This is a genomic window from Microbacterium sp. 22303 (assembly GCF_052045265.1).
In the GTDB taxonomy this organism is placed as follows: domain Bacteria; phylum Actinomycetota; class Actinomycetes; order Actinomycetales; family Microbacteriaceae; genus Microbacterium.
The window spans coordinates 121,155-147,901 of the sequence record NZ_JBQEOQ010000003.1 but is presented as its reverse complement, the minus strand read 5'-3'; the positions used below and the strand labels follow the sequence as shown (position 1 = coordinate 147,901).

Annotated in this window: 21 protein-coding genes; 11 read left to right on the top strand and 10 right to left on the bottom strand. The window is 69.6% G+C overall.

The genetic code is table 11. From position 1 onward, the window contains the following. Positions 1 to 23: 23 nt before the first annotated feature. Genes ptsP through ACTJI8_RS10195 form a run of 3 tightly spaced genes read right to left on the bottom strand, consistent with a single transcriptional unit; the run spans position 24 to position 2,256 of the window. Complete coding sequence (gene ptsP, locus ACTJI8_RS10205; RefSeq protein WP_440733323.1) at positions 24 to 1,673, bottom strand: phosphoenolpyruvate--protein phosphotransferase; 1,650 nt, start codon at positions 1,671 to 1,673, stop codon at positions 24 to 26. Then, positions 1,673 to 1,954 carry an HPr family phosphocarrier protein gene (locus tag ACTJI8_RS10200; protein ID WP_440733322.1) on the bottom strand — a complete coding sequence of 94 codons (282 nt, stop codon included), beginning with the start codon at positions 1,952 to 1,954 and terminating at the stop codon, positions 1,673 to 1,675. Before ACTJI8_RS10200 ends, ptsP begins: the two co-directional genes overlap by 1 nt. After that, on the bottom strand, positions 1,951 to 2,256 hold the full coding sequence (locus ACTJI8_RS10195) for a PTS sugar transporter subunit IIB (RefSeq protein WP_440733321.1): 306 nt from the start codon (positions 2,254 to 2,256) through the stop codon (positions 1,951 to 1,953). The genes ACTJI8_RS10200 and ACTJI8_RS10195 overlap by 4 nt, the downstream gene beginning before the upstream one ends. 218 nt (positions 2,257 to 2,474) lie before the next feature. Here ACTJI8_RS10195 and ACTJI8_RS10190 point away from each other — a divergent pair, with 218 nt between their 5' ends. Next, positions 2,475 to 4,346: a BglG family transcription antiterminator gene (locus tag ACTJI8_RS10190; protein ID WP_440733645.1), complete on the top strand. Its 1,872-nt coding sequence runs from the start codon at positions 2,475 to 2,477 to the stop codon at positions 4,344 to 4,346. Positions 4,347 to 4,384: 38 nt separating this feature from the next. Here the strand turns inward: ACTJI8_RS10190 and ACTJI8_RS10185 are convergent, their stop codons facing one another. Both ACTJI8_RS10185 and ACTJI8_RS10180 read right to left on the bottom strand, forming a co-directional pair. Continuing rightward, positions 4,385 to 6,076: a phospho-sugar mutase gene (locus ACTJI8_RS10185; protein WP_440733320.1), complete on the bottom strand. Its 1,692-nt coding sequence runs from the start codon at positions 6,074 to 6,076 to the stop codon at positions 4,385 to 4,387. After that, a complete protein-coding gene (locus tag ACTJI8_RS10180) occupies positions 6,073 to 6,903 on the bottom strand; it encodes a purine-nucleoside phosphorylase (protein ID WP_440733319.1) in 831 nt (276 codons plus the stop codon). The genes ACTJI8_RS10185 and ACTJI8_RS10180 overlap by 4 nt, the downstream gene beginning before the upstream one ends. A gap of 182 nt (positions 6,904 to 7,085) precedes the next feature. Here ACTJI8_RS10180 and ACTJI8_RS10175 point away from each other — a divergent pair, with 182 nt between their 5' ends. Beyond that, positions 7,086 to 8,525 carry an NAD(P)H-quinone dehydrogenase gene (locus ACTJI8_RS10175; RefSeq protein ID WP_440733318.1) on the top strand — a complete coding sequence of 480 codons (1,440 nt, stop codon included), beginning with the start codon at positions 7,086 to 7,088 and terminating at the stop codon, positions 8,523 to 8,525. Between the two features lie 63 nt (positions 8,526 to 8,588). Here the strand turns inward: ACTJI8_RS10175 and ACTJI8_RS10170 are convergent, their stop codons facing one another. Further along, positions 8,589 to 10,358, bottom strand: coding sequence for an acetyl/propionyl/methylcrotonyl-CoA carboxylase subunit alpha (locus tag ACTJI8_RS10170; protein ID WP_440733317.1), 1,770 nt, complete (start codon positions 10,356 to 10,358; stop codon positions 8,589 to 8,591). A 151-nt stretch (positions 10,359 to 10,509) separates the two neighbouring features. Next, complete coding sequence (locus tag ACTJI8_RS10165) at positions 10,510 to 11,169, bottom strand: Maf family protein (RefSeq protein WP_440733316.1); 660 nt, start codon at positions 11,167 to 11,169, stop codon at positions 10,510 to 10,512. A gap of 73 nt (positions 11,170 to 11,242) precedes the next feature. Between ACTJI8_RS10165 and ACTJI8_RS10160 the strand changes: the two genes are divergently transcribed. From ACTJI8_RS10160 to ACTJI8_RS10145, 4 genes are all read left to right on the top strand, one after another. Then, the gene (locus ACTJI8_RS10160; RefSeq protein ID WP_440733315.1) at positions 11,243 to 12,529 is read left to right on the top strand and encodes a class I SAM-dependent RNA methyltransferase; all 1,287 of its coding nucleotides are present in this window, start codon (positions 11,243 to 11,245) and stop codon (positions 12,527 to 12,529) included. A 72-nt stretch (positions 12,530 to 12,601) separates the two neighbouring features. After that, the gene (locus ACTJI8_RS10155) at positions 12,602 to 13,267 is read left to right on the top strand and encodes a response regulator (RefSeq protein ID WP_440733314.1); all 666 of its coding nucleotides are present in this window, start codon (positions 12,602 to 12,604) and stop codon (positions 13,265 to 13,267) included. A gap of 65 nt (positions 13,268 to 13,332) precedes the next feature. After that, positions 13,333 to 14,559: a sensor histidine kinase gene (locus ACTJI8_RS10150; protein WP_440733313.1), complete on the top strand. Its 1,227-nt coding sequence runs from the start codon at positions 13,333 to 13,335 to the stop codon at positions 14,557 to 14,559. Further along, on the top strand, positions 14,556 to 15,563 hold the full coding sequence (locus tag ACTJI8_RS10145) for a hypothetical protein (protein ID WP_440733312.1): 1,008 nt from the start codon (positions 14,556 to 14,558) through the stop codon (positions 15,561 to 15,563). The genes ACTJI8_RS10150 and ACTJI8_RS10145 overlap by 4 nt, the downstream gene beginning before the upstream one ends. Positions 15,564 to 15,838: 275 nt before the next feature. Here ACTJI8_RS10145 and ACTJI8_RS10140 read toward each other — a convergent pair whose 3' ends face one another. Further along, entirely contained in the window at positions 15,839 to 16,063 is a 225-nt protein-coding gene (locus ACTJI8_RS10140) for an acyl-CoA carboxylase subunit epsilon (protein ID WP_440733311.1), read from the bottom strand. Then, positions 16,060 to 17,658: an acyl-CoA carboxylase subunit beta gene (locus ACTJI8_RS10135; protein ID WP_440733310.1), complete on the bottom strand. Its 1,599-nt coding sequence runs from the start codon at positions 17,656 to 17,658 to the stop codon at positions 16,060 to 16,062. Before ACTJI8_RS10135 ends, ACTJI8_RS10140 begins: the two co-directional genes overlap by 4 nt. 127 nt (positions 17,659 to 17,785) lie before the next feature. Here ACTJI8_RS10135 and ACTJI8_RS10130 point away from each other — a divergent pair, with 127 nt between their 5' ends. Beyond that, a complete protein-coding gene (locus tag ACTJI8_RS10130) occupies positions 17,786 to 18,553 on the top strand; it encodes a biotin--[acetyl-CoA-carboxylase] ligase (protein ID WP_440733309.1) in 768 nt (255 codons plus the stop codon). 39 nt (positions 18,554 to 18,592) lie between these two features. On the opposite strand, the gene zapE is transcribed toward ACTJI8_RS10130, so the two are convergent. Beyond that, a complete protein-coding gene (zapE, locus tag ACTJI8_RS10125) occupies positions 18,593 to 19,591 on the bottom strand; it encodes a cell division protein ZapE (RefSeq protein ID WP_440733308.1) in 999 nt (332 codons plus the stop codon). 46 nt (positions 19,592 to 19,637) lie between these two features. Here zapE and ACTJI8_RS10120 point away from each other — a divergent pair, with 46 nt between their 5' ends. Genes ACTJI8_RS10120 through ACTJI8_RS10105 form a run of 4 tightly spaced genes read left to right on the top strand, consistent with a single transcriptional unit; the run spans position 19,638 to position 26,747 of the window. Then, positions 19,638 to 21,170 carry an ABC-F family ATP-binding cassette domain-containing protein gene (locus ACTJI8_RS10120; protein WP_440733307.1) on the top strand — a complete coding sequence of 511 codons (1,533 nt, stop codon included), beginning with the start codon at positions 19,638 to 19,640 and terminating at the stop codon, positions 21,168 to 21,170. Positions 21,171 to 21,178: 8 nt separating this feature from the next. Then, positions 21,179 to 21,991 carry a Hachiman antiphage defense system protein HamA gene (locus tag ACTJI8_RS10115; RefSeq protein ID WP_440733306.1) on the top strand — a complete coding sequence of 271 codons (813 nt, stop codon included), beginning with the start codon at positions 21,179 to 21,181 and terminating at the stop codon, positions 21,989 to 21,991. Next, positions 21,988 to 24,948 (top strand): DEAD/DEAH box helicase, encoded by a 2,961-nt coding sequence (locus ACTJI8_RS10110; protein WP_440733305.1) that lies wholly within the window; start codon positions 21,988 to 21,990, stop codon positions 24,946 to 24,948. Before ACTJI8_RS10115 ends, ACTJI8_RS10110 begins: the two co-directional genes overlap by 4 nt. Next, complete coding sequence (locus tag ACTJI8_RS10105; RefSeq protein WP_440733304.1) at positions 24,948 to 26,747, top strand: ABC-F family ATP-binding cassette domain-containing protein; 1,800 nt, start codon at positions 24,948 to 24,950, stop codon at positions 26,745 to 26,747. Before ACTJI8_RS10110 ends, ACTJI8_RS10105 begins: the two co-directional genes overlap by 1 nt.

Sequence of the window (26,747 nt, the reverse complement as noted above, 5' to 3'; positions counted from 1 at the left end):
GGGGGGATTGCTGCGGGAGGGGTTCAGCCTGCGGCGTGAGCGGCCGCACGAGCGGATGTCGCGTCGTCCGCGGCCAGGGCGGCTGCGGCGATGCGCCGGGCGTCGTCGAGCGTCCGCTCTGCCAGGGCGCGGCGGACATCGGCGAGTGCCGAGGGCGCCATCGACAGGGATCCGACGCCGAGGCCGACGAGCACCACGGCGAGCAGGGGGTCGGCGGCGGCCTCGCCGCAGACCCCGACGGGCTTTCCGAGCTCGCGGCCGGCGCGGCCGACCTCGGCGACGAGGCGCAGTACGGCAGGGTGCCAGGGATCCTGGAACGAGGCCACGGAGCCGAGCAGGCGATCGGCGGCCATCGTGTACTGCGTCAGGTCGTTCGTCCCGATGGAGGCGAAGTCCGCGTGGGCGAGCAGACGGTCGGCGAGGAGCGCGGAGGAGGGGACCTCGACCATGATGCCAGCGGTGCGAAGGCCGTACTCGCGGGCGAGCGCCGTGAAGTACGCGGTCTCCTCGACAGTCGCGACCATCGGGGCCATGACCCAGAGATCCGCCTCGGTCTCGGCGTCCGCCTCCGCGAGGGCGGTCAGCTGCTCGCGCAGGATGTCCTCGCTGGCGCGGAGTGCGCGAAGCCCCCTGAGGCCGAGGGCCGGGTTCTCCTCGTGCGCGTCGTTGAGGAAGGGCAGCGGCTTGTCCGCACCTGCATCGAGCACGCGCACGACGACCTTGCGACCCGGGAAGGCCGCGAGGAGCTCGCGGTAGGCCTCTCGCTGCACCGATACGGTGGGCGCGTGCGTCGCCGAGAGGAACAGGAACTCGGTGCGGAACAGGCCGACCCCCTCCGCGCCCCTGGCCGCCGCGTCCACGGCGTCGCCGGGCTTTCCGAGGTTCGCGAGCAGTGCGATCGGGGTGCCGTCGGCGAGGGCGCCGGGCGAGGCCGGTGCGGCATCCACGGCCTTCCGCTCGGCCGCGCGCTCGGCGGCGCGCGCGAGCTCCTCGGCACTCGGGCCGGTGACCACCGTGCCCGCCGCGGCATCCACGATCACCGTCTCGTCGTCGGCGAGGGAGACCGCGTCGACCGCACCGACGACGGCGACGATGCCCTTCTCGCGGGCCAGGATCGCGGTGTGCGAGGTCGGGCCGCCATCCGTCGTGATGAGCGCGAGCACCTGGTCCAGGTCGAGCAGCGCCGTATCGGCAGGGGCGAGGTCGCGCGCGACGAGGACGAAGGGGTGGCCGGGGTCCGGGACGCCGGGGGCTGCGACCCCGCGCAGGCGCGCCAGAACGCGCTGGGCGATGTCGTCGAGGTCGGCGGCGCGTTCGCCGAGGTAGCCGCCGACAGCCTCGAGCGAGGCGCGGAAGCCCGCGAACGCATCGTGCACGGCCCACTCGGCAGTGGCTCCTGCAGCGACCCGCTCCTCGACCTCGTCGGCGAGCGTCGGATCCTCGGCGATCATCGCCTGCGCCTCGAGAACCTCGCGCGCGGTGCCGTCGACGGCCTCGGCGCGCCGGTTCAGATCGGCGGCGACGTACGAGATCGCCTCTGCGACCCTGGCGCGCTCGACCTCGGCGCCGACGCCGCTCGGCGTGTTCTCCGGGGCGGGCAGGGGCTCGGCCATCCGTCGGACGGGGCCCGTCGCGACGCCCTGGCCGATCCCGACCCCGCGGAGGGCGGCCATCAGATCGTGCCCTCGTCGTGGTCGGTGACGAGCAGCTCGGCGAGCCTGTCGAGGGCGGCCTCCGCGCCATCGCCTTCGGCGGAGAGGGTGGCATAGTCGCCCTGCTCGAGGCCGAGTGCGATGACGCCGAGGATGCTGGCGGCGTTGACCGCTTTGCCGGCGTCTTTCGCGATCGTCACCGGAATGCCGGTCTCCTTCGCGGCCTGCGCGAAGATCTTCGCGGGACGGGCGTGCAGCCCGTGTGAGGAGCCGATGCGGACGGTGCGGGACAGAGCGGTCATGGCGTTCCTTTCGGTGCGGAGTCGGCGGCGACCACGAACGCGTGGATGCGGCTGCCGTCGAGGTCGGTGAAGGCGTCCTCGGGAAGCACGACGACCCGGGCGCGGGGCGCCCTCCGGCCGATCTCCTCCGCGAGCGCGGCGATGTGAGGTCCCAACAGGATGAGGTCGGCGAACGGATCCGCGCCGTCGACGGGCGCCGCGGCGACCTCCCAACCGGAGCCCGCGGCGAGTGCCGCGCGGCGGAGTCGTGCGGCCACGAAGGTACTGGATGCACCCGCGCCGCAGATGACCTGGATCCTCATCGATTCGTTCCTCCTGCCGTCATTGTTCGACGCGGGCTAGAACCGCCGCCACCAGGATCTCTTCCGCCCGGGCGGAACGAGGGCACCCGAGCCCGACGGTCCCGATGCTGGCATCATGAGGATGACCGTGCGGTGCGCGGGGGACGGTGAAGGGACAACGGGTGTCTACTCGACGGCAGGACCGGCTGCTGAGTGTGCTGCTGCGCGAGGACTCGTGGATGACCGGTCCGAGACTGGCCGATCTGCTCGGCGTCACGCCCCGCAGCATCCGCGCGTACGTGACCGCCCTCAATGCGCGTGTGCCGGACGGCGATGCCGTCATCTCGGGTGCGGCGGGCTACCGTGCCGGCGCCTCGGCGCGGGCTGCACTCGCAGCCAAGGCGGGGGCGGACTCGACGCCGCGGGCGCGGTTGCATGGACTGGTCCGCGCGCTGCTCGACGACGAGGCCGGGATCGACGTCTTCGACACCGCCGATCGTCTGCACGTCAGCGAGGCGACGCTCGAGGCCGACCTGGTCCGGGTCCGCTCGCTGCTGGAGGGGACGCGCCTGACCCTGGAGCGCGACAGGGACGTCGTGCGGCTGCGGGGTGCGGAGCGCGACCAGCGCCGGCTGCTGAGCAGGCTCGCGCACGACGAGATGGACGCGGCGGACTTCCCGGTGGACCCGTTCCGCCTCGCGCTCGCCGGGGGCGCCATCCCGCCGGAGTCGGTGGCTCCCTTCAAGGACGCGCTGGTCGCGGCGCTGGGCGGACTCGGCTACTACGTCAACGAGCTCGCGATCGCGGATGTGCTGCTGCACATCGCCATCGCCGCGGATCGCGTCGCCTCGGGTCGTGAGCTGGAGGGGGCGGACCGCGCCGACGCCGCCGATTCCGCGATGGGGACCGTGTCGGACGCGATCCAGAGGCTGTCGCGTGAACAGCTCGGGATCGCGCTGGGCGCGGGGGATCTCACGCACCTCGCCCGCCTCGTGCTCACCCGGATCGTCACGCCGGGCGGCGCGGATCTGGCGAAGCTCGCGCGCGCAGGGCTCGACGCGGAGGTCGAGGCGGCGGTGCGCGCCGAGGTCGTGCAGGCGTCGTCGGACTATCAGGTGGACCTGGTGGACGACGCGTTCATCCTGCGCCTCGCCCTGCACGTGCAGAACCTGCTCCGGCGCGCGCAGGAGGAGTCGCGTGCGCGCAACCCCCTGACCCGGTCGTTGAAGGCGGCGTACCCGATGATCTTCGACGTCGCCGTCTCGGTGGTCAGCGGGCTGCAGGAACGACTCGGACTCCGTGCCGACGACGACGAGATCGCATACGTGGCGATGCACATCGGCGGCCGGCTGGAGCGCAGTCGCCGGGCGGAGACCCTCCTGACGGCAACGATCGTCTGTCCCGGCTACTACGAGCTGCACGAGGTGCTGCGCTCCCGCGTCGACCACTCGCTCGGTCAGGGGATCGAGGTGGTGCGGGTGATCACGGCGGTGGATCCGCGTGAATCCGAGATCGACAGCGATCTGGTGCTCAGCACCGTCCCGCTCCCGGCGGCGGCCGATCGGGTGGTGCTGATCCAGCCGTTCCTCACGGAGACCGATGTGGAGCGCGTGCAGCAGGCGGCCGCGCGGCTGCGGCGCGCGCGTCGGCTGGCGCGCCTCCGCGAAGAGCTGTCCCGCTACTTCTCCGAGGATGCATATGTGCATCCTCTGCCGGACACCGGAGAGGAGGCGATCATCCGGCTGTTGGGCGGCCGGCTGGTCGATGCGGGCCTGATCGGCGAGGACTACATCGAGAACACGATCCAGCGGGAGAGGCTCTCATCGACCGCGTTCAGCGATGCGCTCGCGGTTCCCCACGCCCTGCAGATGACCGCGCAGCGCACTGCGATCGCGGTCGGCGTCGCCGCGGGCTCGGTCGCATGGGGGAGCGGGCGGGTGCAGGTCGTCGCGCTCGCCGCGTTCAGCGAGCAGGACCGCGACGCGTTCCAGACCGTGTTCGAGCAACTCGTCGAGGTGTTCGGCGAGGGCGACAGCGTGCAGCGGATCGTCCGAAGGGGAGGGTCTTTCGCGGGCTTCCTGGATGAGCTCGTCGCGGTGATCGACGGCTGAACCGATATCGGCGTTCAGCCGTCGACCACCGAGCGCGGTCAGCTGAGCCGGGCCAGCAGGTCGCGGATCGCGGCATCGAGACCCGCCACCGCGTCGCGGGCGGCATCGGCGGAGTCCGCCCGAGCGTCGATGTAGACCTTGAGCTTGGGCTCGGTGCCGCTCGGGCGCACGATCACGCGGGAGCCGTCGGCAAGGCGGTAGCGCAGCACATCGCCGGCGGGAGCGCCCTCGGCGGCCGTGAGGAGGTCCTCGACCGACGAGATCGCGGTCTCGCCGAAGGCGGTGGGCGGATCCTGCCGCAGCGCGGCCATGATCCGGCCGATCACGGCGACGTCATCGACGCGGATCGAGACCTGACCGCTGGCGTAATGACCCACCTCGGCCGCCACCTCCTCCAGCAGGTCGGCGAGTGTCGCCTCGCGTCCGCGCGCCTCCGCGGCGAGGCCGAGCAGAGCCACCGCGGCGGAGATGCCGTCCTTGTCGCGCACCGTCTCGGGGTTCACGAGGTAGCCCAGGGCCTCCTCGTAGCCGAACGCGATGCCCGGGGCGCGCGAGATCCACTTGAAACCGGTGAGCGTCTCGTGGAAGTCCAGTCCGTAGTGCGCCGCGACCGCGCCGAGTGCGGGGGAGGACACGAGCGAGCACGCCAGTGATGTCCCCGGGGCGGCCGGACCCTCCGCCGTGGCGGCGCGAGCGGCACGCCAGCCCAGCAGCAGACCGACTTCGTTGCCGGTGAGGCGGCGCCAGCCGCCCTCGGCAGCCGGGTCCGGGATGCCGACGGCCAGCCGGTCCGCATCGGGGTCGTTCGCGATCACGAGCTCGGCGCCCAGCGTGCGCGCCTTCGCGAACGCGAGGTCCATGGCGCCGGGCTCCTCCGGGTTGGGGAAGGAGACCGTGCGGAACGTCGGATCAGGATCGCGCTGTTCGCTCACGGTCCACGGCGCCGGGTAGCCCGCTTCGCCGATGATGCGGGAGAACGTCTCCCAGCCCACCCCGTGCATCGCGGTGTAGACCCAGCGCAGTCCCGCGGTGCCGACCGGAGCAGGGGCCACCGCGGCGGTCGCGGCGACGTACGCGTCGAGGATCCCCTCACCGGCGGTCTCGTATGCCGTGGAGCGCGGGATGCTCAGGGCATCGCCTCGATCCGCCACCTGCTGGATGTGCGCGGCGATCTCGGCGTCGGCCGGCGAGACGATCTGCGAGCCCTGGTCCGCGCCGCCGAGGTAGACCTTGTAGCCGTTGTCATTGGGGGGATTGTGGCTCGCGGTCACCATGACACCGGCGTCGGCGCCGAGGTGGCGCACGGCGAACGCGAGCACCGGGGTCGGCAGCAAGCGCGGCAGCAGGATCGCGCGCAGCCCTGCGCCGGCGAAGATCTCGGCCGAGTCCTTCGCGAAGACGCGCGAGTTCTTGCGTCCGTCGTACCCGATCACGACGGTGGGTGCCGTGCCGGGCGCCTTTTCCTGCAGATACGCGGCGAAGCCGGCGGCGGCCTGCGCCACGAGCACGCGGTTCATCCGGTTGGAGCCCGCGGCGAGCTCGCCGCGCAGGCCCGCGGTGCCGAATGCGAGACGCGCCGAGAAGCGGTCGGCGAGGTCGCCGAGCGCCGCCTCGTCACCGGATCCGGCACGCGTGATCAGGCCGGCCAGCTCGTCGCGGGTCTCCGGATCCGGATCCTGGCGCAGCCAGGCGCGCGCCTGCGTGAGCAGCGCCGCCTCCTGCCCGCTCACAGCGCCCCGATCACGCGGGCCAGCAGATCCGAGATGACGGGCTCGGCCTCGCGGCCCGCCTCGATCACCTCGGCATGGCTGAGCGGGGTCTTCTGGATGCCGGCGGCGAGGTTGGTGATGAGCGAGAAGCCGAGGATCTCCATGCCGGCCTGCCGCGCGGCGATCGCCTCGAGCGCGGTGGACATGCCGACGATGTGGCCACCGATGGTCTTCGCCATTTGCACCTCGGCCGGGGTCTCGTAGTGCGGGCCGCGGAACTGCGTGTAGACGCCCTCGTCGAGGGTCGGATCGATCGTGCGGGCGAGGTCGCGCAGCCGCGCGCTGTACAGATCCGTGAGGTCGATGAAGGTCGCGCCCTCGAGCGGCGAGTCGGCGGTGAGGTTGAGGTGGTCGCTGATCAGCACCGGCTGCCCGGGCTTCCAGGTCTCGCGGATGCCGCCGGCGCCGTTGGTGAGCACCATGGTCTTCGCCCCGGTGGCGGCGGCGGTGCGCACGCTGTGCACGACCCGGCGCACGCCATGGCCTTCGTAGTAATGCGTGCGTGCGCCGATCACGAGCACGTTCTTGCCGCCCGGGGTGACGATGCTGCGGAGGGTCCCGACGTGCCCCTCGAGCGCGGGCTTGGAGAAGCCCGTGACCTCGGTGGCGGGGATGGTCGCGATCGTCTCGCCGATCAGCTCGGCGGCCTTGCCCCAGCCGGATCCGAGCGTGACGGCGATGTCGTGGCGCTCGACTCCCGTAAGCCGGTGGATGTCGGAGGCGGCCTCTGCAGCGATCGCGAAGGGGTCGGCACTCGGGTCGTCGAGGGGGTGGTTCCAGTCAGCCATGAGAACGAGGATACGGCCCCGTGCGCTGCCCGAGCGAGGTGAGCGCGGAAGAGCGGGAGCCGCGCTCTCGGGTGCTCAGGGTCTCCGACGGCGCGGAACGAGAGGCGAACGGCGTCGGAACGCTCACCCCGTGCGGGACAGGCTGATCCCGGCGGCGCGGCGGATGCGGAAGAATGGAACCCATGACCTTGATGTTCGAGCGCTCTCAGCGTGTGGCCGTCCTCGGCGGCGGTCCCGGCGGTTACGAGGCGGCGCTCGCCGCAGCACAGCTCGGTGCGGAAGTGACGCTCGTGGAGCGGGTCGGCGTGGGCGGATCCGCGGTGCTCACCGACGTGGTCCCCTCCAAGAGCCTGATCGCCACCGCTGACGCGGCCGTCGCGATCAGCGAGGCCAGCGACCTCGGGGTGCAGTTCTACGCGAAGGGCGCGGAGGGCAAGCCGCTCAAGCCGCAGGTCGCGATCAACCTCGCCGCCGTGAACAAGCGGCTGATGGCGCTCGCCGGGCAGCAGTCCGAGGACATGCGCACGACGCTGCTCGACGCCGGCGTGACGATCCTGTCGGGCCACGGCCGCCTGGACGGCCCGAACGCGATCGTCGTCTCCACCTCGGTCGACGGCACGGAGTTCGACCGCATCGAGGCCGACACCCTCATCGTCGCCGTGGGCGCTGCACCGCGCGAGCTCGATTCCGCCAAGCCCGACGGCGAGCGGATCCTCACCTGGACGCAGCTGTACGACATGAAGACGCTGCCCGAGCACCTCATCGTGGTCGGATCGGGCGTCACGGGTGCCGAGTTCGCATCGGCGTACATGAACCTGGGCGCCAAGGTCACCCTGATCTCCAGCCGCGACCAGGTGCTGCCGGGCGAGGACCAGGACGCGGCGCACGTGCTCGAGAAGGTCTTCAAGCGCGGCGGCATGCAGGTGCTGTCCAAGTCCCGTGCCGACAAGGTCGAGCGCACCGCGAACGGTGTCACCGTGACGCTGTCGGACGGTCGCACCGTCGACGGCAGCCACTGCCTCATGGCTGTCGGATCCATTCCGAACACCGCGGGCATCGGCCTGGAGGACGTGGGGGTCGAGCTCACCGAATCGGGTCATATCCGGGTCAACCGGGTGGCGCGCACCTCGGTCTCCAACATCTACGCCGTGGGCGACTGCACCAACTTCTTCCCGCTCGCCTCGGTCGCCTCGATGCAGGGCCGCACCGCGGTGTTCCACGCACTCGGCGACATCGTGATCCCGCTGGAGAAGCTCAAGATCACCGCGAACATCTTCACCGCGCCGGAGATCGCCACGATCGGCTTCTCCGAGAAGGACATCGAGGATGGCGTGGCCGACGGCATCGCCTACAAGCTGCCGCTCGCCGCGAACCCGCGCGCCAAGATGCAGGGGATCCGCGACGGCTTCGTGAAGATCATCGCGCGTAAGGGATCCGGCACCGTGATCGGCGCCGTGATCGTCGCGCCGCGCGCCTCCGAGCTGATCTACCCGCTCGCGATCGCCGTCGAGCGCCGTCTCAACGTCGACCAGGTTTCCCGCGTGTTCGCGGCGTACCCGTCCATCACGAGCAGCATCACCGACGCCACCCGCGCGATGCACCAGGTCTACATCGCGAAGTGATCCCGACGCGAAGAAGCGGCGCCCCCTTCCGCGGAGCGCCGCTTCTTCGTTCCGCGGATCTGATCAGCTGATCGTGAGGAGCTGGTGTCCGGCCGACACGGTCGCACCGGCGTCGGCGTTGATGTTGCCGATGACGCCGTCCTTGTGCGCCTGCAGCGGCTGCTCCATCTTCATCGCCTCGAGCACGACCACGAGGTCGCCCTTGACGACCTGCTGGCCCTCCTCGACGGCGACCTTGACGACCGTGGCCTGCATGGGCGACTTCACCGCATCGCCCGAGGCGCCGGCGTTCACGGTCTTGGCGTGGCTGCGCCGCGACGGCGGCACCGCGGCCGGGCGTCCGCCCGTGCCCACGACGGAGGCGGCGACGCGGTCGGGCAGGCTCACCTCGAGGCGCTTGCCGGCGACCTCGACGACGACCGTGTGGCGGCCCTTCGGCTCGGCCGCGGCCTCGAGCTCGCCATCCCACGCCGGGATGTCGTTGACGAACTCCGTCTCGATCCAGCGCGTGTAGACGCCGAAGCGGCCGTCCTCGGCGGTGAAGGCGGGGTCGTTCACGACCTTGCGGTGGAAGGGCAGCACGGTCGGCAGGCCCGAGACCTCGAACTCGTCGAGCGCGCGACGCGAGCGCTCCAGTGCTTCAGCGCGGTCCTTGCCGGTCACGATGATCTTCGCGAGCAGCGAGTCGAACGCGCCGGAGACGACGTCGCCCGCGGTCACGCCGGAGTCGAGGCGGATGCCGGGACCGCCGAAGGTCTTGAACACGTGCACGGGCCCCGGCTGCGGCAGGAAGCCCCGGCCGGGGTCCTCGCCGTTGATCCGGAACTCGATCGAGTGGCCCTGAGGGGTCGGGTCGTCGTAGTCGATGGTGCCGCCGGCCGCGATGCGGAACTGCTCACGGACGAGGTCGATCCCGGTGACCTCCTCGGAGACCGGGTGCTCCACCTGCAGGCGGGTGTTCACCTCGAGGAATGAGACCGTGCCGTCGGCGCCGATGAGGAACTCGCACGTGCCGGCGCCGACGTAGCCGACCTCCTTGAGGATCGCCTTGGACGCGGAGTACAGCAGCGCGTTCTGCTCGTCCGTGAGGAAGGGCGCGGGCGCCTCCTCGACGAGCTTCTGGTGCCGGCGCTGCAGGGAGCAGTCGCGGGTCGAGATGACGACGACGTTGCCTTCGGCGTCGGCGAGGCACTGGGTCTCGACGTGCCGGGGCTTGTCGAGGTACTTCTCCACGAAGCACTCGCCGCGCCCGAAGGCGGCGACGGCTTCGCGGGTCGCGGATTCGAACAGTTCCGCGACCTCGTCGAGCTCGCGCGCGACCTTGAGGCCGCGTCCGCCGCCGCCGTACGCCGCCTTGATCGCGATGGGCAGACCCACCTGCTCGGCGAACGCGACGACCTCGGCGGCCGTCTCGACCGGACCGGGGGTGCCGGGGGCGAGGGGGGCCCCGACCTTCTCCGCGACGTGGCGCGCGGTGACCTTGTCGCCCAGCGCCTCGATCGCCTCCGGCGAGGGACCGATCCAGACCATGCCTGCGCCGATCACGGCACGGGCGAACTCGGCGTTCTCGGCGAGGAAGCCGTAGCCGGGGTGCACCGCGTCGGCGCCGGCGCGGCGGGCCACCGAGAGGATCTTGTCGATCTGCAGGTAGGTGTCGGCGCTCGTGGAGCCGTCGAGGGCGTAGGCCTCGTCGGCGAGCCGGGTGTGCATGGCGTCCCGGTCCTGGTCCGCGTAGACGGCGACGGAGGAGAGACCGGAGTCGCGCGCGGCGCGGATGATGCGGACGGCGATCTCGCCGCGGTTGGCGACGAGCACCTTGGCGATGGCAGGCATGATTGCCAGCCTATCGACACGGCCGCCGATATTTTTGACGACTCTCCACAAGAATCGGCGCGGAACGCGTCTTGGATCCTACGAACCGGATCCGTCTGAGACGGAGCCTCGGATCCGCCGCGGACGGAGCCACGCGGAGGCGCGGACGGAGTCACGCGGAGGGCGGCACCGCGTTCCACAGATCGGTCCAGCGGATCCCGAGCCGTCCGATGAGATGGCGCAGCGTCGACAGCGACATGCCGACGACCGTGGACGGGTCGCCGTCCACCCGCTCGATGAAGGCGCCGCCGAGGCTGTCGACCGTGAAGGCGCCCGCGACCAGCAGCGGCTCCCCGGTGGCGACGTACCGCTCGATCTCAGCGTCGTCGACGTCGGCGGCGAACGTGACGGCGGCCTCCGCGACCCCGTACGCCTCTTCGGCGCGCTCGCCCGGGCGCACCAGGAAGACGCTGTGCCCCGAGTGCAGCACGCCGGTGCGGCCGCGCATCGCGTGCCAGCGCGCGATCGCGCGCTCCGGCGTGTGCGGCTTGCCGTGCACATCGCCGTCGAGCTCGAACATGGAGTCGCCGCCGATCACGATGCCCTCGAAATCGGGATGCTCATCGTGGATGCGTGCGGCCACCTCGGCCGCCTTCGCACGTCCCAGCAGCAGCACGACCTCCTCGGGGGACAGGCGCCGGCCGAGCCGCTCCGCTTCCGCGGCGGCGGCCGCATCCTCGTCGACATCGGGGCTCATGCTCAACGGCTCGATGCCGCTCTGCCGGAGAAGAGCGAGCCGAGCGGGCGAGGTGGAGGCGAGGCACACGCGCATGAGACCACGCTAGCGGTGCGCCGGATCGGGATCCGACGGCGGGCCGAGCGCGGAGGTCTGGGATGATCGAGAGGTGACCGACCCTTCGACAGGCTCAGGGACCGCAGCGTCCGAGGGCGCCCTTCTCGATCTCGACGTGACCGCCATCGCCCACGGCGGCGTCTTCATCGCCCGGCATGAGGGGCGCGTGGTGTTCGTCTCGGACGCGATCCCCGGAGAACGGGTGCGCGCGCGTCTGACCGACCCTTCGAGCGGTTCAGGGACCGCCGACTCGCGCTCGTTCTGGCGCGCCGAGACGATCGAGGTGCTCGAGCCGTCCGAGCACCGGCGCCCGCACGTGTGGGCGGAGGCCGACGTGTCGCGCGCCCCCGAGCAGCGCCCGGGCGGCGCCGATCTCGGGCACATCGCGATCGCGCACCAGCGCGTGCTGAAGCGCCAGGTGCTGCAGGAGGCGCTGGATCGGTTCGCCGGTGGAGGGATCGAAGCGCCCGAGGTCGCGGGTACTGGAACCGACGAGAACTGGCGCACGCGGGTCACCCTGCACGTCGATGACCAGGGACGGGTCGGTCCGTTCGCGGCGCGCAGCCACCGGGTGGTGCCGGTCGCCGAGCACGTGCTCGCCCGACCCGCGATCGACGCGGCGGCACGTGAGCTGCGCGGGCTGCCCGAGGGCCGGGTCGAGCTCATCGAGCCCGCCGACGGCGAAGTGCGCCGCGTGCTCCGCACCGAGGTCGAGCGCGTCGCGCACGGCCGGCGGGGGCGGCGCGGGCCGAGGCGTCCGGCGCCGGAGACCATCGTCGAGCGGGTCGGCGAGCGCTCCTTCACGCTCGATGCCGACGGCTTCTGGCAGATCCATCCGGCTGCGGCGGCGCTCCTCGACGGGGCCGTCGCCGAGCTGCTCGCCGGGCACGTCGATCCCGACTCGGCGCACCTCGACCTGTATGGCGGCGTCGGCCTGTTCTCTGCCACCCTGGCGCGACTCGGCGCGCACCGGATCACCACTGTCGAATCCTCTCCTCGCGCGACCCGGCACGCGGCCGCGAACCTGCGCGACCTCGGCGTGCAGGCGGTCACCGCGCGCGTGGATCGATTCCTGCGTGCGGGCGACGCGGGGCCGCAGGGTGTCGCCGGAGGCGCCGTGATCCTGGATCCGCCCCGCTCGGGGGCCGGACGCGCGGTCGTGGAGGACGTCGCCGCGCTGGATCCGGCGGCCATCGCCTACGTCGCCTGCGACCCGGTCGCACTCGCCAGGGACCTCGCCACGTTCCGTGCTCTCGGGTTCGAGCCGCGCGCGCTGCGCGCCTTCGACCTGTTCCCGCATTCGCACCATCTGGAGACGGTGGCGCTTCTCACGCGGTGAGCCGTCTCGGCGCGATGTCGTCGAGCGCACGATGGGGGCGTCGCTCGCCGGACCACGGGCTAAGGTGAGACGGTGAGCAGTGTAGCCCTGATCGACGATCACGAGTCCGTTCGCCTGGGACTCGCCGCCGCGCTCGAGCGGGCGTCCTTCGACGTGGTCTTCGCGGGTGCAGGCGTCGCCGAGTATCTCGACGCGCGAAGCCGTGCGGGCGTCGCGCCCGCCGATGTGGTGGTGCTCGATCTCACCCTGGGCGACGGCACCACCGTGACGGAGAACGTCACCCGCCTCGTCGTCGACGGATCCAGCGTGGTCATCCACAGCGTCGCCGACCGCCCGGTTTCTGTGCGTGAGGCGCTCGCCGCGGGAGCCGCCGGCGTGATCAGCAAGTCCTCTCCGCTGGACGACGTGATCGCCGCCGTCCGGACGGTCGCGCGCGGCGAGGCGCTGAACAATGTGGAGTGGGCGAACGCGGTCGACGGTGACACGGCGTTCGCGGACGCGCAGCTGTCCACGCGCGAGCGCGAGGTGCTCCGTCTGTATGCGACGGGACTGCCCCTGAAGGTCGTCGCCGAGCGCCTCGGCGTGGCCTATTCGACGGCCAAGGAGAACATCACCCGCATCCGCGTCAAGTACGTGGAGGTCGGGCGACCGGCGCCCACCAAGGTCGACCTGCTGCGACGTGCGATGGAGGACGGCATCGTGGAGGCGGCGCAGGAGGACCCGCAGGGTGTCGCCTGAACCGAGCGGACTCGCTCTCGTGAGCACGGCGTCGATGCCGACGTCGCAGCCGAGGGGCTGAGCGCGTGTCGGCGGATCAGGGCCTCCGGGAGGCATGGGAGAAGATCCCCACGCCCGGCGAGGTCGGGCAGGAGCTGGAGCGCTTCGCCGGACGGCGGATGGAGCGCATCATCGCGATCGTCGTCGGCGTCGGCGCGCTCGCGCTCGGCACCCAGGCGCTCGTGAACGCGCTCCTCAAGCTGCAGGTCGTGGATGTGCCGCACATCGCGATGATGGCCCTGGTGTTCGTGCCCTGGCTCGCGATGCTCGTGTGCTGCACGCTGGGTCGCGGGGTGCGGCTCACGGCCGGGATCTTCTTCGTCGCGTATCTCGTCGACCTTCTGCTGTGGCCGTTCGTGGCGACGCACAAGAACGTCGTTCCGTCGGATCAGCCGTGGATCTTCTTCCTCGTCAACGTCGCCGGTGTGGCGGCGGTCGTGGCCTTCCCCCTCGGCGTGCAGGTGCTGTGGGCGCTCGTGGGTCCGTTCATCTACGGCACGGTGCGACTCGTGCAGGGCGGGTTCGGAGCCGACTTCTGGATCGTCACGGCGTTCGACGTGTCGTTCACGCTGATCCTCGGGCTGGTGCTGGTCGCTCTGGGCTGGATGTTCCGCTCGGTCGCAAACGGCGTCGACGACGCGCGAGGGCGTGCGGTCGCGCTCTACACCGAGGCCGCCTCCGCAGAGGCGGTCGAGCACGAACGCGTCGCGGTGGCAGCCCTCATGCACGACAGCGTGCTGGCCGCGCTGATCGCCGCCGAGCGCGCGACGACCGAACGCGAGCGCGCGCTCGCCGTGGACATGGCGCGTGAGGCCCTCACCCGGCTCGCGAACGCGGAGGCTCCGGCGCAGGAGGGCAGCGACGAGCCGGTGCAGGTCGAACTCCTCGCGGAGGATCTGCGCCACGCCGTGACGCAGATGGGACTGACGATCGGGGTCGAACAGTTCGGCCATGGCGCCGTGCCCGACCGCGTGGCGCGTGCGATGGCCCTCGCCGCGCGGCAGGCGATCGGCAACGCCGTGTCGCACGCCTCCGCACGAGGTCTCGCCGTGGTCGTCGAGGGACATGGCGACACCGGTCTCACCGTCAAGGTGAGCGACACCGGGAGCGGATTCGATCCGGCGCAGGTCGGTGCGGACCGGCTCGGGATCCGCGCGTCGATCCTCGCGAGGATGGCCGCTGTCGGCGGCGTCGCCACGATCGAATCCGACCGCCACGGCACGATCGTCACACTGGGCTGGTCGCGGACATGAGGCTGACCGTCCGCATCGTCGCGACCGCGCTCGCGCTCGTGTTCGCCTGCTACTTCTCCGCACGGGCGCTGTGGTGGACCGTGATGCCGCCGCGACCGCTGCTGGTGCTGCTCGCCGTGGCGATCTACCTCGCCGCGATCGCCGTCGTCGCGATCGTCGGCGCAGGTCAGGCTGTGCGCATGCCGCGCTGGGCGGCCGCCCTGGCGCTGCTCGCGGCGGCCGCGATCCCGCAGCTGAGCAACTTCGGCCTGGACGCGAGCACGCTGCGCGCCCCGTACGCGACCTGGTACATCGGCGCGGTCGGACTGATCGGCGTGGTCTGCATCGTGCGCCGTCGCCCCCTCGCCGGATGGCTGGTGCTGGTGCTGCTCACCGTGGCCTCGACGGCGTGGATCGGGTTCCTCGACTCCCTCGGCCTGGGCCTGGTCGGATCCACGGTGTGGATGGTGATCGCCCAGCTGCTGGTCGCGTTCTGGCGGCGTGCGGTGCGCGACACCGACCGCCTGGCCGGAATACAGCAGGCCGCGTCGGCCTGGCAGGCGACGCAGACCGTCCGTCAGCGCGAGCGTCGCGAGCGCGTCCAGTACGCACTGGCGGTCGCGGGGCCCATCCTCTCCCGCGTAATCGCGACTCGGGGTGATCTTTCGGTCGAGGAGCGGCAGGAGGCGCACCTGTCGGAGGGGCGGCTGAGGGACGAGATCCGCGGCGGTGAGCTGCTCAACGAGCGCGCCCGCGCAGCGATCGAGACGGCGCGCGCACGCGGGGCCGCCGTCACAGTTTTCGACGACGGCGGGCTGGACGGCCTCGACGAACACACCAAGGGCCAGATCCGCGAGGAGCTGGCGGATGTGCTCGCGGACTCCTCCTCGGCGCGGCTCATCATCCGCGCCCCCAGGGATGCGCGTATCGCGGTCACCGTGGTCGGTCGCTCGGCCGCGGGGGAGTCCTCCGACGAGGACTCGGTCGAGCTGTGGCACGAGATTCCGCGTACGCCCGAGAGCTGAAGACGCTCGACGACCCGACAGAAAAGGAAGGGCGGGGGGCGGCGAAGCCGCCCACCCCCCGCCAGGGGCGGAACAGTTACCCGAAAACCGTTCCGCAAAGACCGGAGATCGTCTGCCTACCCTGTGGCAGAGATCCGGTCGAACGCGAAGCGTTGCAAGAAAGAGTCTTCCGGGTCGCAAGGGGGATGTCTGTAGGTATTTTGGGGGACAAATCCAGACGGAGGTGAATATCCCGTCGCAGAGCCCCGGGAGACGCCCCGAATCGGCGTCGATCCTCAGCCCGAGAAGCGCCCCCAGGGGACGTCTCGTCGCAGCGGCGTGCGCAGTGCGCGCTGATTACGCCCCCAGACCGACACCGGCTTCTGAGCAGCCACGGCATCCGCCTCCTCGGCCACGAACGCCTCGGACAGCACGGCGATGAGAGCCGCGAGCTCCTCCTCGGTGGCGGAGCCGCGCAGCACCTGGATCTCGACCGCGTCTGCGGCGTCCTCCGCGCTCACAGCGGGATGTTCCCGTGCTTCTTCGGGGGCAACTCGGCGCGCTTGCCGCGCAGCGCCCGCAGCGCCTTCGCGATCGAGACGCGGGTGTTGGCCGGCTCGATGACACCGTCGATCTCGCCGCGCTCGGCGGCGAGGAACGGGCTGGTGACGTTGTAGGTGTACTCGTTGGCCAGGCGGGTGCGCACGGCAGCGACGTCCTCGCCGGCTTCCTCGGCGCGCTTGATCTCGCCGCGGTAGAGGATGTTCACCGCGCCCTGGCCGCCCATGACGGCGATCTCGGCCGTAGGCCAGGCGAGGTTCACGTCGGCGCCGAGCTGCTTGGAGCCCATGACGATGTAGGCGCCGCCGTAGGCCTTGCGCAGGATCACGGTCACGAGCGGCACGGTGGCCTCGGCGTAGGCGTAGATGAGCTTCGCGCCGCGGCGGATCACACCGGTCCACTCCTGATCCGTGCCGGGCAGGTACCCGGGAACGTCGACGAGGGTGACGATCGGGATCGAGAACGCGTCGCAGAAGCGCACGAAGCGGCTGGCCTTCTCGCCGGCCTCGATGTTCAGGGTGCCGGCCATCTGCGACGGCTGGTTCGCGATGATGCCGACCGAACGGCCCTCGACGCGGCCGAAGCCGATCACGATGTTCGGGGCGAACAGCGGCTGCACCTCGAGGAACTCGCCGTGGTCGACGACCCGCTCGATGACGGTGTGGATGTCGTACGGCTGGTTGGCCGAGTCCGGGATGATCGTGTTGAGCGTGCGGTCCGCGTCGGTCGTCTCGAACTCGAAGCCGCTCTCATAGGTCGGCAGCTCGGCCATGTTGTTGTCGGGCAGGAAGCCGAGCAGCGTACGCGCGTAGTCGATCGCGTCATCCTCGTCCTCGGCGAGGTAGTGCGCGACGCCGGAGCGGGTGTTGTGCGTGTAGGCGCCGCCGAGCTCCTCCATTCCGACGTCCTCGCCGGTCACGGTCTTGATGACGTCAGGGCCGGTCACGAACATCTGGCTGGTCTTGTCGACCATGATCACGAAGTCGGTGAGCGCGGGGCCGTACACGGCGCCGCCGGCGGCCGGGCCCATGATGATCGAGATCTGCGGGATCACGCCGGAGGAGCGGGTGTTGGCCCGGAAGATCTCGCCGTACTTGCTGAGCGCGAGGACGCCCTCCTGAATGCGCGCGCCGCCCGAGTCGAGGATGCCGATGATCGGCACGCCGCTGCGCAGGGCGAACTCCATGATCTTGATGATCTTGTCGCCGGAGACCTCGCCCAGCGAGCCGCCGAAGGTGGTGAAGTCCTGGGAGTACACCGCCACGGTGCGACCGTTGATGGTCCCGACGCCGGTGACGACGGAGTCGCCGTAAGGGCGGTTCTTGTCCATGCCGAACGCGGTCGTGCGGTGCCGCACGTACTCGTCGAACTCGACGAAGCTCCCCGGATCGACCAGCAGTTCGATGCGCTCGCGGGCGGTCATCTTGCCCTTGGCGTGCTGCTTCTCCTTCGCCTTCGCCTCGGCCGCGACGACGGCCTCGTCGTAGCGGGCGCGGAGGTCGGCGATCTTGCCGGCGGTCGTGTAGAGGTCAGGCGTGTCCGTCACGGGTTCCACACTAGCGCCGGGGCTTCCACGTCCGTTGGATGAGAGGCACAACAGCGCGGCCGGATCCTCTGTGCGGACCCTCTCAGAGCGGCCGGCCGTCGATGTGCATCATCCGGCACGCGGATAGGGTGACCGGATGAGCTTCCCGCACAGCGGCGCGGCCGCCGCCCGCCTCGAGATCGTCGCCTCCACCGGCTCCACGAACGCCGATCTGCGGGCCCATGCGGACGACGAGGCTGGCTGGCCGCACCTGTCCGTGATCCTCACCGAGAACCAGGTCGCGGGGCGGGGCCGCCTCGATCGCGTGTGGACGACGCCGGCCGGATCCGCACTGGCGCTGTCGGTGCTGCTGCGCGTGCCCGCGATCCCGATGGCCGAGCGGGGCTGGATCCCGCTGGCGGCGGGGCTCGCCATGGCCGATGCGATCGCGGCGCAACTGCCCGACCGCGAGGTGGGGGTGAAGTGGCCGAACGATGTGCTGGTGGGGGAGCGCAAGATCTGCGGCATCCTCGCCGAGGCGATCGGATCCGATGCGGTGATAGTCGGATCGGGCGTGAACACCGCGATGACGGTCGAGCAGCTCCCGGTCTCCACGGCGACCTCGTTCGCTGTGGAGGGCGCGCAGGCCGACCTGGATCTGCTCGTCGCCGGCTACCTGGCCCGCCTGGACGGCTGGATCGAGGCGCTCGCCGAGCACGGTTCGGCCGTCGCGAGCGGCCTGCGCGACGCGGTCTCCGCGCGTTGCGTCACACTCGGCCGCACGGTGCGGGTCATGCTGCCGGGCGGGGCGGAGCTGGTCGGCGAGGCCATCGGACTCGGCGAGGACGGCTGCCTGATCGTCGATGCCGAGGGCGTCGAACACCGGATCGCGGCCGGTGACATCGTGCATCTGCGGCTCGCCTGAGCCTGCGGGACCTGTACGGCCGGCGGACTGGGCGACCGGTCAGTCGTGCCGCAGCGCCGAGATGCGGCTGAGGGCGCGCTCGAGCGATCGCGCCGGCACCGCGGTGTCCAGCGGGCGCTCCGGCAGTGCGCGTGCGTGCACATCGAGCCGGATGTCGCGGTCGTAGAGCACATCGATCAGGTGACAGAACCGGAGCAGTGCGTCGCGGTGCATCGTGCGGAGATCCGGGACATCCAGGAGCGTGAGCGCGGTGGTCCGATCCGCGAGCCAGAGATACTGCGGAGTGCCGAGCGGCGCGCCGCAGAGGTCCTCGAAGGTCGCGGTGATCCGTTCGGCAGACCGCGCGCGCACGGTGAGCACGATGCCGTTCTCGGTCGTCATCTCGATCGCCGGTGAGGGCGCCCGGGTGGGCGAGAGCGCCCAGGATCCGGCCGAGAAGCCGGTCGCGGAGCGGATCTTCGAGCCGACGCCTCGGTAGTCGGTGCCGTCCGCGACCTCGATCACGTCGAGGTGCTGCTCGATGAGTCGGATCGCCGGCACGAAATGCTCGTGCCACAGGCCCGGCATCAGTTCGCCCGGCGGATCGTTCGAGGTCGCGATCAGCAGCACATCCCGGTCGATGAAGTGTCGCAGAGTCGCCGTGAGGTATACGGCGTCTGCCACGTCGTGCGCGTGGAACTCGTCGAACAGGATCGCGCGGGATCCGCCGATGAGGCGGTTCAACGCCCGATCGAGAGGCACGCGCCGCGCTCCGAGCGCGCTCTGCAGCTCGAGGAAGAAGTCGTGGAAGTGCACACGGCGCTTGCGCCGAGTGGGCAGCGCCGCGAAGTAGGCCTCGGCGAGCAGCGACTTCCCGCGTCCGACCGGGCCCCAGAGATAGGCGCCGTGGCGATGCGGGGCGGCGAGCGCCGAGGCGGCTTCCTGCTGCGCCGCATCGAGCAGGGTCTCCTCGGGCAGGCGCCCTGTGATCTGCCCGACGCGCGCCGTCAGGGGATGAGCGACGGCTTCGTCCGGCATGGCGAGCGGGACGGCGGTCATCCTCCGAGCGTAGCGAGCGGTGGGCCAGACTACCCTGGAAGCCGACATGGCACATCTCCTCGGGGCCGAAGGCCTCCATCTCGAGTTCCCCACCCGGATCGTCTTCGACTCCGTCACCCTCGGCATCGAAGAAGGGGATCGGATCGGCATCGTCGGCCGCAACGGCGACGGCAAGTCCAGCCTGCTGGCCATGCTCGCGGGACGTCTGGATCCCGACGGCGGCCGGGTGACCGTACGCGGCGGCACCACGATCGGGGTGCTCGATCAGGCCGACGTGCTGGACGACAGCCTGACGGTCGGCGGAGCGATCGTGGGCGACACCCCGGAGCACGAGTGGGCAGGGGATCCGAAGGTCCGCGACGTCATCGACGGCCTCGTGAGCGATCTGGACTGGAACGCCTCCGTCGCCGACCTCTCCGGTGGCCAGCGCCGCCGCGTCTCGCTGGCGAAGCTGCTCGTCGGGGACTGGGACATCGTCGCGCTCGACGAGCCCACCAACCACCTCGACGTGGAGGCGATCGGCTGGCTCGCGGAGCATCTGAAGCGGCGCTGGCCGGCGAACCAGGGCGCGCTCATGGTGGTCACGCACGACCGCTGGTTCCTGGACGAGGTGTGCACCGAGACCTGGGAGGTGCACGACCGGATCGTCGAGCCCTTCGAAGGCGGGTATGCGGCCTACATCCTGCAGCGCGTCGAGCGCGACCGGATGGCGGCGGCGAGCGAGGCGAAGCGGCAGAACCTCGCTCGCAAGGAGCTCGCCTGGCTGCGCCGCGGCGCCCCTGCGCGCACGTCCAAGCCGAAGTTCCGCATCGATGCCGCGAACGAGCTCATCTCCGATGTGCCCGAGATCCGTGACCGGATCGGCCTGCAGTCGCTCGCCGTCTCGCGGCTCGGGAAGGATGTCGTGGACCTCATCGACGCCGGCGTGACGTTCCCGGCCTCCGGTTCCACACCGGAGCGCGAGGTGCTGCGCGACGTCGAGTGGCGGGTCGCGCCGGGCGAGCGCACCGGGATCCTCGGCGTCAACGGCGCGGGGAAGTCGACGCTGCTCGGACTGGTCGCGGGCACCGTGGCGCCCACGAGCGGGCGGGTCAAGCACGGCAAGACCGTGCAGGTGCGCACGCTCACCCAGCGCCTCGACGAGCTGCAGGACGTGTGGGACGAGCCGGTGCGCGTCGTGATCGGCCGTCTGCGCACGACCTACACGTTCGGGACCGGATCCAAGGCCGCCGAGCTGACGCCGGGCCAGCTGCTGGAGAGGCTCGGCTTCTCGTCGGCGCAGCTGTCCACCCCCGTGAAGGACCTCTCGGGCGGTCAGCAGCGCCGCCTGCAGCTGCTGCTCGTGCTGCTGGATCAGCCCAACGTGATGATCCTCGACGAGCCGAGTGTTCAAACGTGGTCGAATCTCGACCACCACCAACCTACCCGCGAGGTTTCCCGGAATCTAGCGGATCTCAGGGTTGCTCAAGGCGTGTGTCGAACGGTCGGGGTGGGACAACGCCGACCGATTCGCTCTCGATTGCGTGTCGCGTTCGGCCGCGGCGGCGCCGGCTCGCAAGTCGCCGAGTCGCGGGGATAGGCGGCATCGTGCAGGAGCTTGAGGTCGATCTCGAAGCGTTCGGGGATATCTTCGCCACGATTCAGAGCGCGCCGTTCACGGTGGTCGAGATCGATGTTGCCATGGCTGCCGCACTTGCCGATCAGCTCGGTGTCCCGGTCCGTCGTTGCTACATCTCGGACGAGACTCTTCAGGATCGGATCGCAAGGACGTCAGCTTCGTCCCAGGAGATCATTGCCACGAAGCTCCCGGATCGGGGCTCCACGATGGCCGGTGACTTTGGGGAGATTCTGACGGCTCTGTTCCAGGCCGCCGTCGAGCATCCTGGCGTGGTGCTCGATCCCAAGAAGTGGCGGTTGAAGCAAGATCGTACGAAGCCTGCACCTGGATCCGACGTTGTGCAGATGATCCTCCCGCACTGGCCAACAGCGTCGGAGGAAGATCGCATCATCTGCTCCGAGGTGAAGACGAAGTCGACTCCCGGCAACTGGAAGCCAATCGAGCACGCGATCGCTGACTCGAAGAAGGATAGCTCTCGGCGTTTCATCAAGACTCTGAACTGGCTCAAGGAGCGGGCTCTCGACACGGGGCTTTCGACGGTGTCGGTGGCGCAGCTGGACCGGTTCATTCACGCGATTGATCATCCGACGGCACAGCGTGAGTTCCGGGCGGTGGCAGTTATCTCCGCGAGTCTGGTGGCGGACGAGCTGGTGGATGTGGTGGCGCCGCCGGCGAGCGAGAGAGCGCTGATCGTGATTTCGGTGCCGGACCTCAAGTCGAATTACGAGCTGGTCTATGACGCTGCGCTGCTGAGCTCGGATGAGTCCGAGGCTGTCGCGTGAGGGAGACGCTGGGGCGCTGGATCGCGGACGCGGAGACGCAGTATGCGATTGAAGACTTTCGACTGGATGCGCGGCTGAGCCAGCTCGACTATCTCGAGGACCGCACCACGGACCTGTACTACTCCCTCGTCGGAGAGCTGTTCGATATGGTGCGGGCTGGCGAGGGTGACCCGCTGGACTGGGCATCGTTGGGGCGGGCGCTGGACTCGGTGAGTCGGGAGCTGGAGGACGGCGCGCGCGCCGATGCGTTGTTCTTTGCAGCGGTCGCGTTCTACCTGGGCGGGTATCCTGCCTCGGCAGTCATGATGATGCGCCGCGCGGATCCGCGGTATTGGGACACCGATGTCCAACGGGCTGCGCACGAGCTTTTGACGCGACCGGTGAGTTTCGCTGCGGAGTCGACCCGTGCGCTCGTCGATTCGGTCAGAAGCGGTGACACACAGGTAGTAGACGCCGTGGTCGCTGAGGCGCAGCTGGGTGCTGCGGTGGCACTTGAGATCGGCCCCGAGGAGTGGGTTGCGCATCGCTTGTACTTGGCGCTGCTCCAGCGATTCCAGCAGACCAATCTGCGCGCCGTGCTCCCGGTTGAGGCCTCGCGCCGGTGGGATCCTCTCGTCGAGTCGTTCCTCGATCGACGACCGCCTGTGTGGGACTTCTTCCCTTCTCAGATAGAGGCCATCGATGCCGGCCTTCTCACCAGCCCGCAGTCGTACACGCTCCAGATGCCCACGGGCGCAGGCAAGACGGCGCTCACAGAGACGCTCCTCTTCGATCACCTCACACGCTCACCGGACAGTAAGGCTGTGCTCCTCGTCCCTTATCGGGCGTTGGCGCGTGAACTTCGTGGAAGCGTTGGCAGACATCTGACGGGGATGGGGCTGCGCTCCCGCACGGTGTACGGGGGTACTGTGCCGGGCATCGAGGAGAGCGAGGATCTCGACGAGGTGCGCGTCATCATCGCGACCCCCGAAGCTCTTACAGGGCTGATCGGTGCTTATCCTGAGCTGCTGGATTCGATTTCGCTAGTTGTCTGCGACGAGGGGCATCTTCTCGACAGTGGGGCACGCGGGGTGGGCCTTGAACTGTTGCTGGCACGTTTTAAGGCACGGGTTCCGAGCCCGCGGATGGTGTTCGTCTCGGCGATTGTGCCCAATGTGGAAGAGATCAACTCCTGGTTGGGTGGGGCCGACTCGACGGTCGTGAGGAGTGACTACCGGCCATCGACCGCGGAGTTCGCTGTGCTGGTGCCGACTGGATCCGGTGCTCAGGCGAGAATCGGGCTGGAGCTTCACGAACCTTCGACGTCGGTGCCCTCTCACACGCTTCCGGAGTTTCTCCGCCCGGCGGACTTCCAGTTCGTGAACCCATCGACTGGACGTCGGAACACCTACCCGTACTCTTCGACGAAGGCGCGGGCTGTGGCGGCCGCGCGGAAGGCGCTCACCCTCGGCTCGGTGGCGATTTTTGCCACGGAGAAGGGAGGCGATCGCGGCGTCGTCGGGTTGGCCAACGAACTCCTGAAGCAACTCGACGCCGGTCTCGACCTTCCCTCGCCGCAAGATCACGTCAGCGACACCGAACTCGTCGAGTCTGCAGTGGCATATCTGGCCCGCGAGTTCGGGAACGAATGGGTTGGCACAAAGTCGCTCCGGGCAGGAGCTATCGTCCATCACGGTGACGTGCCGCAGGAGACGCGCGAGGTACTCGAAGAACTCGTTGCGGCCCGTCACATCCCGATGGTTTTGTGTACCAGCACTCTGGCCGAGGGCGTCAACCTTCCGCTTCGCACAATGGTGCTGTACTCCGTGAAGCGCAGCGCGGACGGAAGCGCACCCGAGGCGATGCTGTCCCGCGACATCAAGAACCTGGTGGGCCGGGCGGGGCGGGCGGGGAGCTCGACCCGAGGGCTGGTGATCTGCGCGAACCCGGATGACTGGGCAACGGTCGGCCCAGTCGCCGAGGGCCAGCCCGGAGAGGTGGTCGACGGTGCCCTCATCGACCTAATCCGCCAGCTCGAGCGCGCGCTCGCACGCAACCAGCGACAGCTCACCAACGGAGTCCTCGAAGCGAACTCACCCCTGTTCTCACTGGTCGACGGCGTTGATGCTGCTCTGATCGAACTGATCCGGGACGAGCTTGGAGCGGACGAGTTCGCGCAGATCGCAGAGCGGTTCGCGGCCGAAACGTTCGCTGCTGCGAAAGCGACCGAGCGAGAGCGGGCGCTCTTGCTCAGCGTGTTCGATCTGCGGGCCCGCCGGCTAGTGGAGATGCGGGCGACGGGGCGACTCGCTCTGGCACGTGCGACCTCGGCACGCCCCCGACTCGTGGATCGGGTCATTGACGACCTCATCCCTCGCTATTCAGCCTGGAGCACAGCGGAATCGCCCCTTGATCCTGAGCTCATTGGGCTATTCGTTACCTGGTGCCTGGAACAGCCCGGGTTTCAACGCGAGGCCGAAACGGCGTACCGCAGCACGGGGGTGACGGATATCAATTCCTCGCTGTCCGTGCTGCTGCGGGCCTGGCTCGAGGGTCGGACGTTCGAGGACATTGCGGTGCGCGCGGGCATCGGCATCGACGTGCTACTTCGCATTCACGCCAAGGTAGTTCTGTTCGATCTCTTGACGCTCATCGAGCAGGCGGTTGCCCTCGTTCGGGAGCATGCCGAAGAACGCGGAGAAGAACTCTCGCCGGTCATCGCTGCTTTCCCCGATTTTGTCCGGTTTGGGGTTTCGACCTCAGCGGCCCGTGAGCTCATGGCTCGTGGCGTGCGACACAGGGCCGCCGCGGTCGCGCTGGGTTCCGACCCGGCGATGGCAGCATCGGCGAACATCTTCGAGACCCCGTGGTCGATCGCACGGGATCTGCTGACTGACGAAGACGCCTGGCGCCCACAGCTCGGCGATCTCGTCTACCGGAGAACGGTCACCGACGTAGCAATTAGGAGACTTGTCTAGTGGCACACTTGCTCGGCGCAGAGGCGCTGCATCTTGAGTATCCGACCAAGGTCGTGTTCGACTCGGTCACCATCGGTGTCGAGGAGGGAGACCGCATCGGCATCGTCGGCCGCAACGGCGACGGCAAGTCGAGTCTGCTCGCGATGCTCGCCGGCAGGCAGCAGCCGGACTCCGGTAGGGTCACAGCGCGTGGCGGGGTGACGGTAGGTGTACTCGATCAAACGGACACGCTCGACGACGACCAGACCGTCGGTGGAACCGTCGTCGGTGATCGACCCGAATACGAGTGGGCAGGCGACGCGCGTATCCGTGACGTGATCGGCGGACTTCTCCGCGATCTCGACTGGGATGCACAGCTGGGCACCCTCTCCGGCGGACAGCGTCGGCGCGTTGCGCTCGCTCGGCTGCTCGTCGGCGAGCACGACATTCTCGCGTTGGATGAACCGACGAACCATTTGGATGTGGAGGCGATCACCTGGCTCGCCGATCATCTCAAGCGTCGATGGGCTGCGAAGGCGGGCGGGCTGCTCATGGTGACGCACGACCGGTGGATCCTCGACGAGGTGTGCACCGCAACGTGGGAGGTTCACGACCGGATCGTCGAGCCCTTTGAGGGCGGATACGCGGCCTACATTCTGCAGCGCGTCGAGCGTGATCGTCAGGCGGCTGCGTCGGAGCAGCGTCGCCAGAACCTGGCTCGCAAGGAACTCGCCTGGCTTCGCCGTGGTGCTCCGGCGCGGACCGCGAAACCGAAGTTCCGCATCGATGCCGCAAACGCACTGATCGAGGATGTTCCTCCTCTGCGGGATACGGTCTCGTTGCAGTCCTTGGCTGTCACGAGGCTCGGCAAACAGGTTGTCGACTTACTTGATGCCGGCGTCGCTTTCGGTGAGCGGGATGTGCTCCGTGATGTCGAGTGGCGGATCGCACCGGGTGAGCGCACCGGCATTCTGGGAGTGAATGGCGCAGGCAAGTCCACCCTGCTCGGGTTGATCGACGGCACCGTGGTCCCGACTTCGGGGCGGGTGAAGCGGGGTACGACGGTGAAGGTCGCGGCGCTTTCGCAGCGGCTCGATGAGCTCGACGCTTTCGCCGATGACCCGGTCCGGACCGTCGTGGGGCGGCTGCGCTCCACGTATACGTTCGGCTCCGGTTCCAAGGCGGCTGAGCTCACACCTTCGCAGCTCCTGGAGCGCCTCGGCTTCTCGTCGGCGCAGCTGTCGACGCCCGTGAAGGATCTGTCCGGTGGGCAGAAACGGCGCTTGCAGCTGCTGCTCATCCTGCTGGATCAGCCGAACTTGCTCATCCTCGATGAGCCTACGAACGATTTGGACACGGACATGCTGTCGGCGCTCGAGGATCTCCTCGATTCGTGGCCGGGAACACTCTTGGTCGTCAGCCATGATCGCTATTTCCTGGAGCGGGTGACGGACCAGCAGTACGCGATTCTGAACCAGCACCTGCGGCACCTGCCCGGCGGCGTGGATGAATATCTTCGGCTTCGTGCACTGGAGATGCAGCGCGCCGATGAGTCCGCGAGCCCCGCGCCTCGCGCTGGGGTGTCGACGGCATCTCTGGGCGGTGCGGACCTCCGTGCGGCGCAGAAGGAGTTCGCCTCGATCGAGCGGAAGCTCGAGAAGCTCCAGCAGCAGATCGATGCGGCGCGCACGGCACTCGCGGATCACGATCAGTCCGATTACATGGGCCTCGGCGCCGAGATGGAACGCATCGGTCAGCTCGAGGCGGAGCAGGTGCAGCTGGAGGAGCGCTGGTACGAGCTGGGTGAACTCGTCGGATAG

Bases quoted from the DNA above. Each gene is read 5' to 3' on its own strand.
- ptsP (WP_440733323.1), bottom strand. From the start codon at position 1,673: ATGGCCGCCCTCCGCGGGGTCGGGATCGGCCAGGGCGTCGCGACGGGC.
- ACTJI8_RS10130 (WP_440733309.1), top strand. From the start codon at position 17,786: ATGAGCTTCCCGCACAGCGGCGCGGCCGCCGCCCGCCTCGAGATCGTC.
- ACTJI8_RS10175 (WP_440733318.1), top strand. From the start codon at position 7,086: ATGACCTTGATGTTCGAGCGCTCTCAGCGTGTGGCCGTCCTCGGCGGC.
- ACTJI8_RS10165 (WP_440733316.1), bottom strand. From the start codon at position 11,169: ATGCGCGTGTGCCTCGCCTCCACCTCGCCCGCTCGGCTCGCTCTTCTC.
- ACTJI8_RS10145 (WP_440733312.1), top strand. From the start codon at position 14,556: ATGAGGCTGACCGTCCGCATCGTCGCGACCGCGCTCGCGCTCGTGTTC.
- ACTJI8_RS10190 (WP_440733645.1), top strand. From the start codon at position 2,475: ATGACCGGTCCGAGACTGGCCGATCTGCTCGGCGTCACGCCCCGCAGC.
- ACTJI8_RS10180 (WP_440733319.1), bottom strand. From the start codon at position 6,903: ATGGCTGACTGGAACCACCCCCTCGACGACCCGAGTGCCGACCCCTTC.
- ACTJI8_RS10120 (WP_440733307.1), top strand. From the start codon at position 19,638: ATGGCACATCTCCTCGGGGCCGAAGGCCTCCATCTCGAGTTCCCCACC.
- ACTJI8_RS10195 (WP_440733321.1), bottom strand. From the start codon at position 2,256: ATGAGGATCCAGGTCATCTGCGGCGCGGGTGCATCCAGTACCTTCGTG.
- zapE (WP_440733308.1), bottom strand. From the start codon at position 19,591: ATGACCGCCGTCCCGCTCGCCATGCCGGACGAAGCCGTCGCTCATCCC.
- ACTJI8_RS10200 (WP_440733322.1), bottom strand. From the start codon at position 1,954: ATGACCGCTCTGTCCCGCACCGTCCGCATCGGCTCCTCACACGGGCTG.
- ACTJI8_RS10170 (WP_440733317.1), bottom strand. From the start codon at position 10,358: ATGCCTGCCATCGCCAAGGTGCTCGTCGCCAACCGCGGCGAGATCGCC.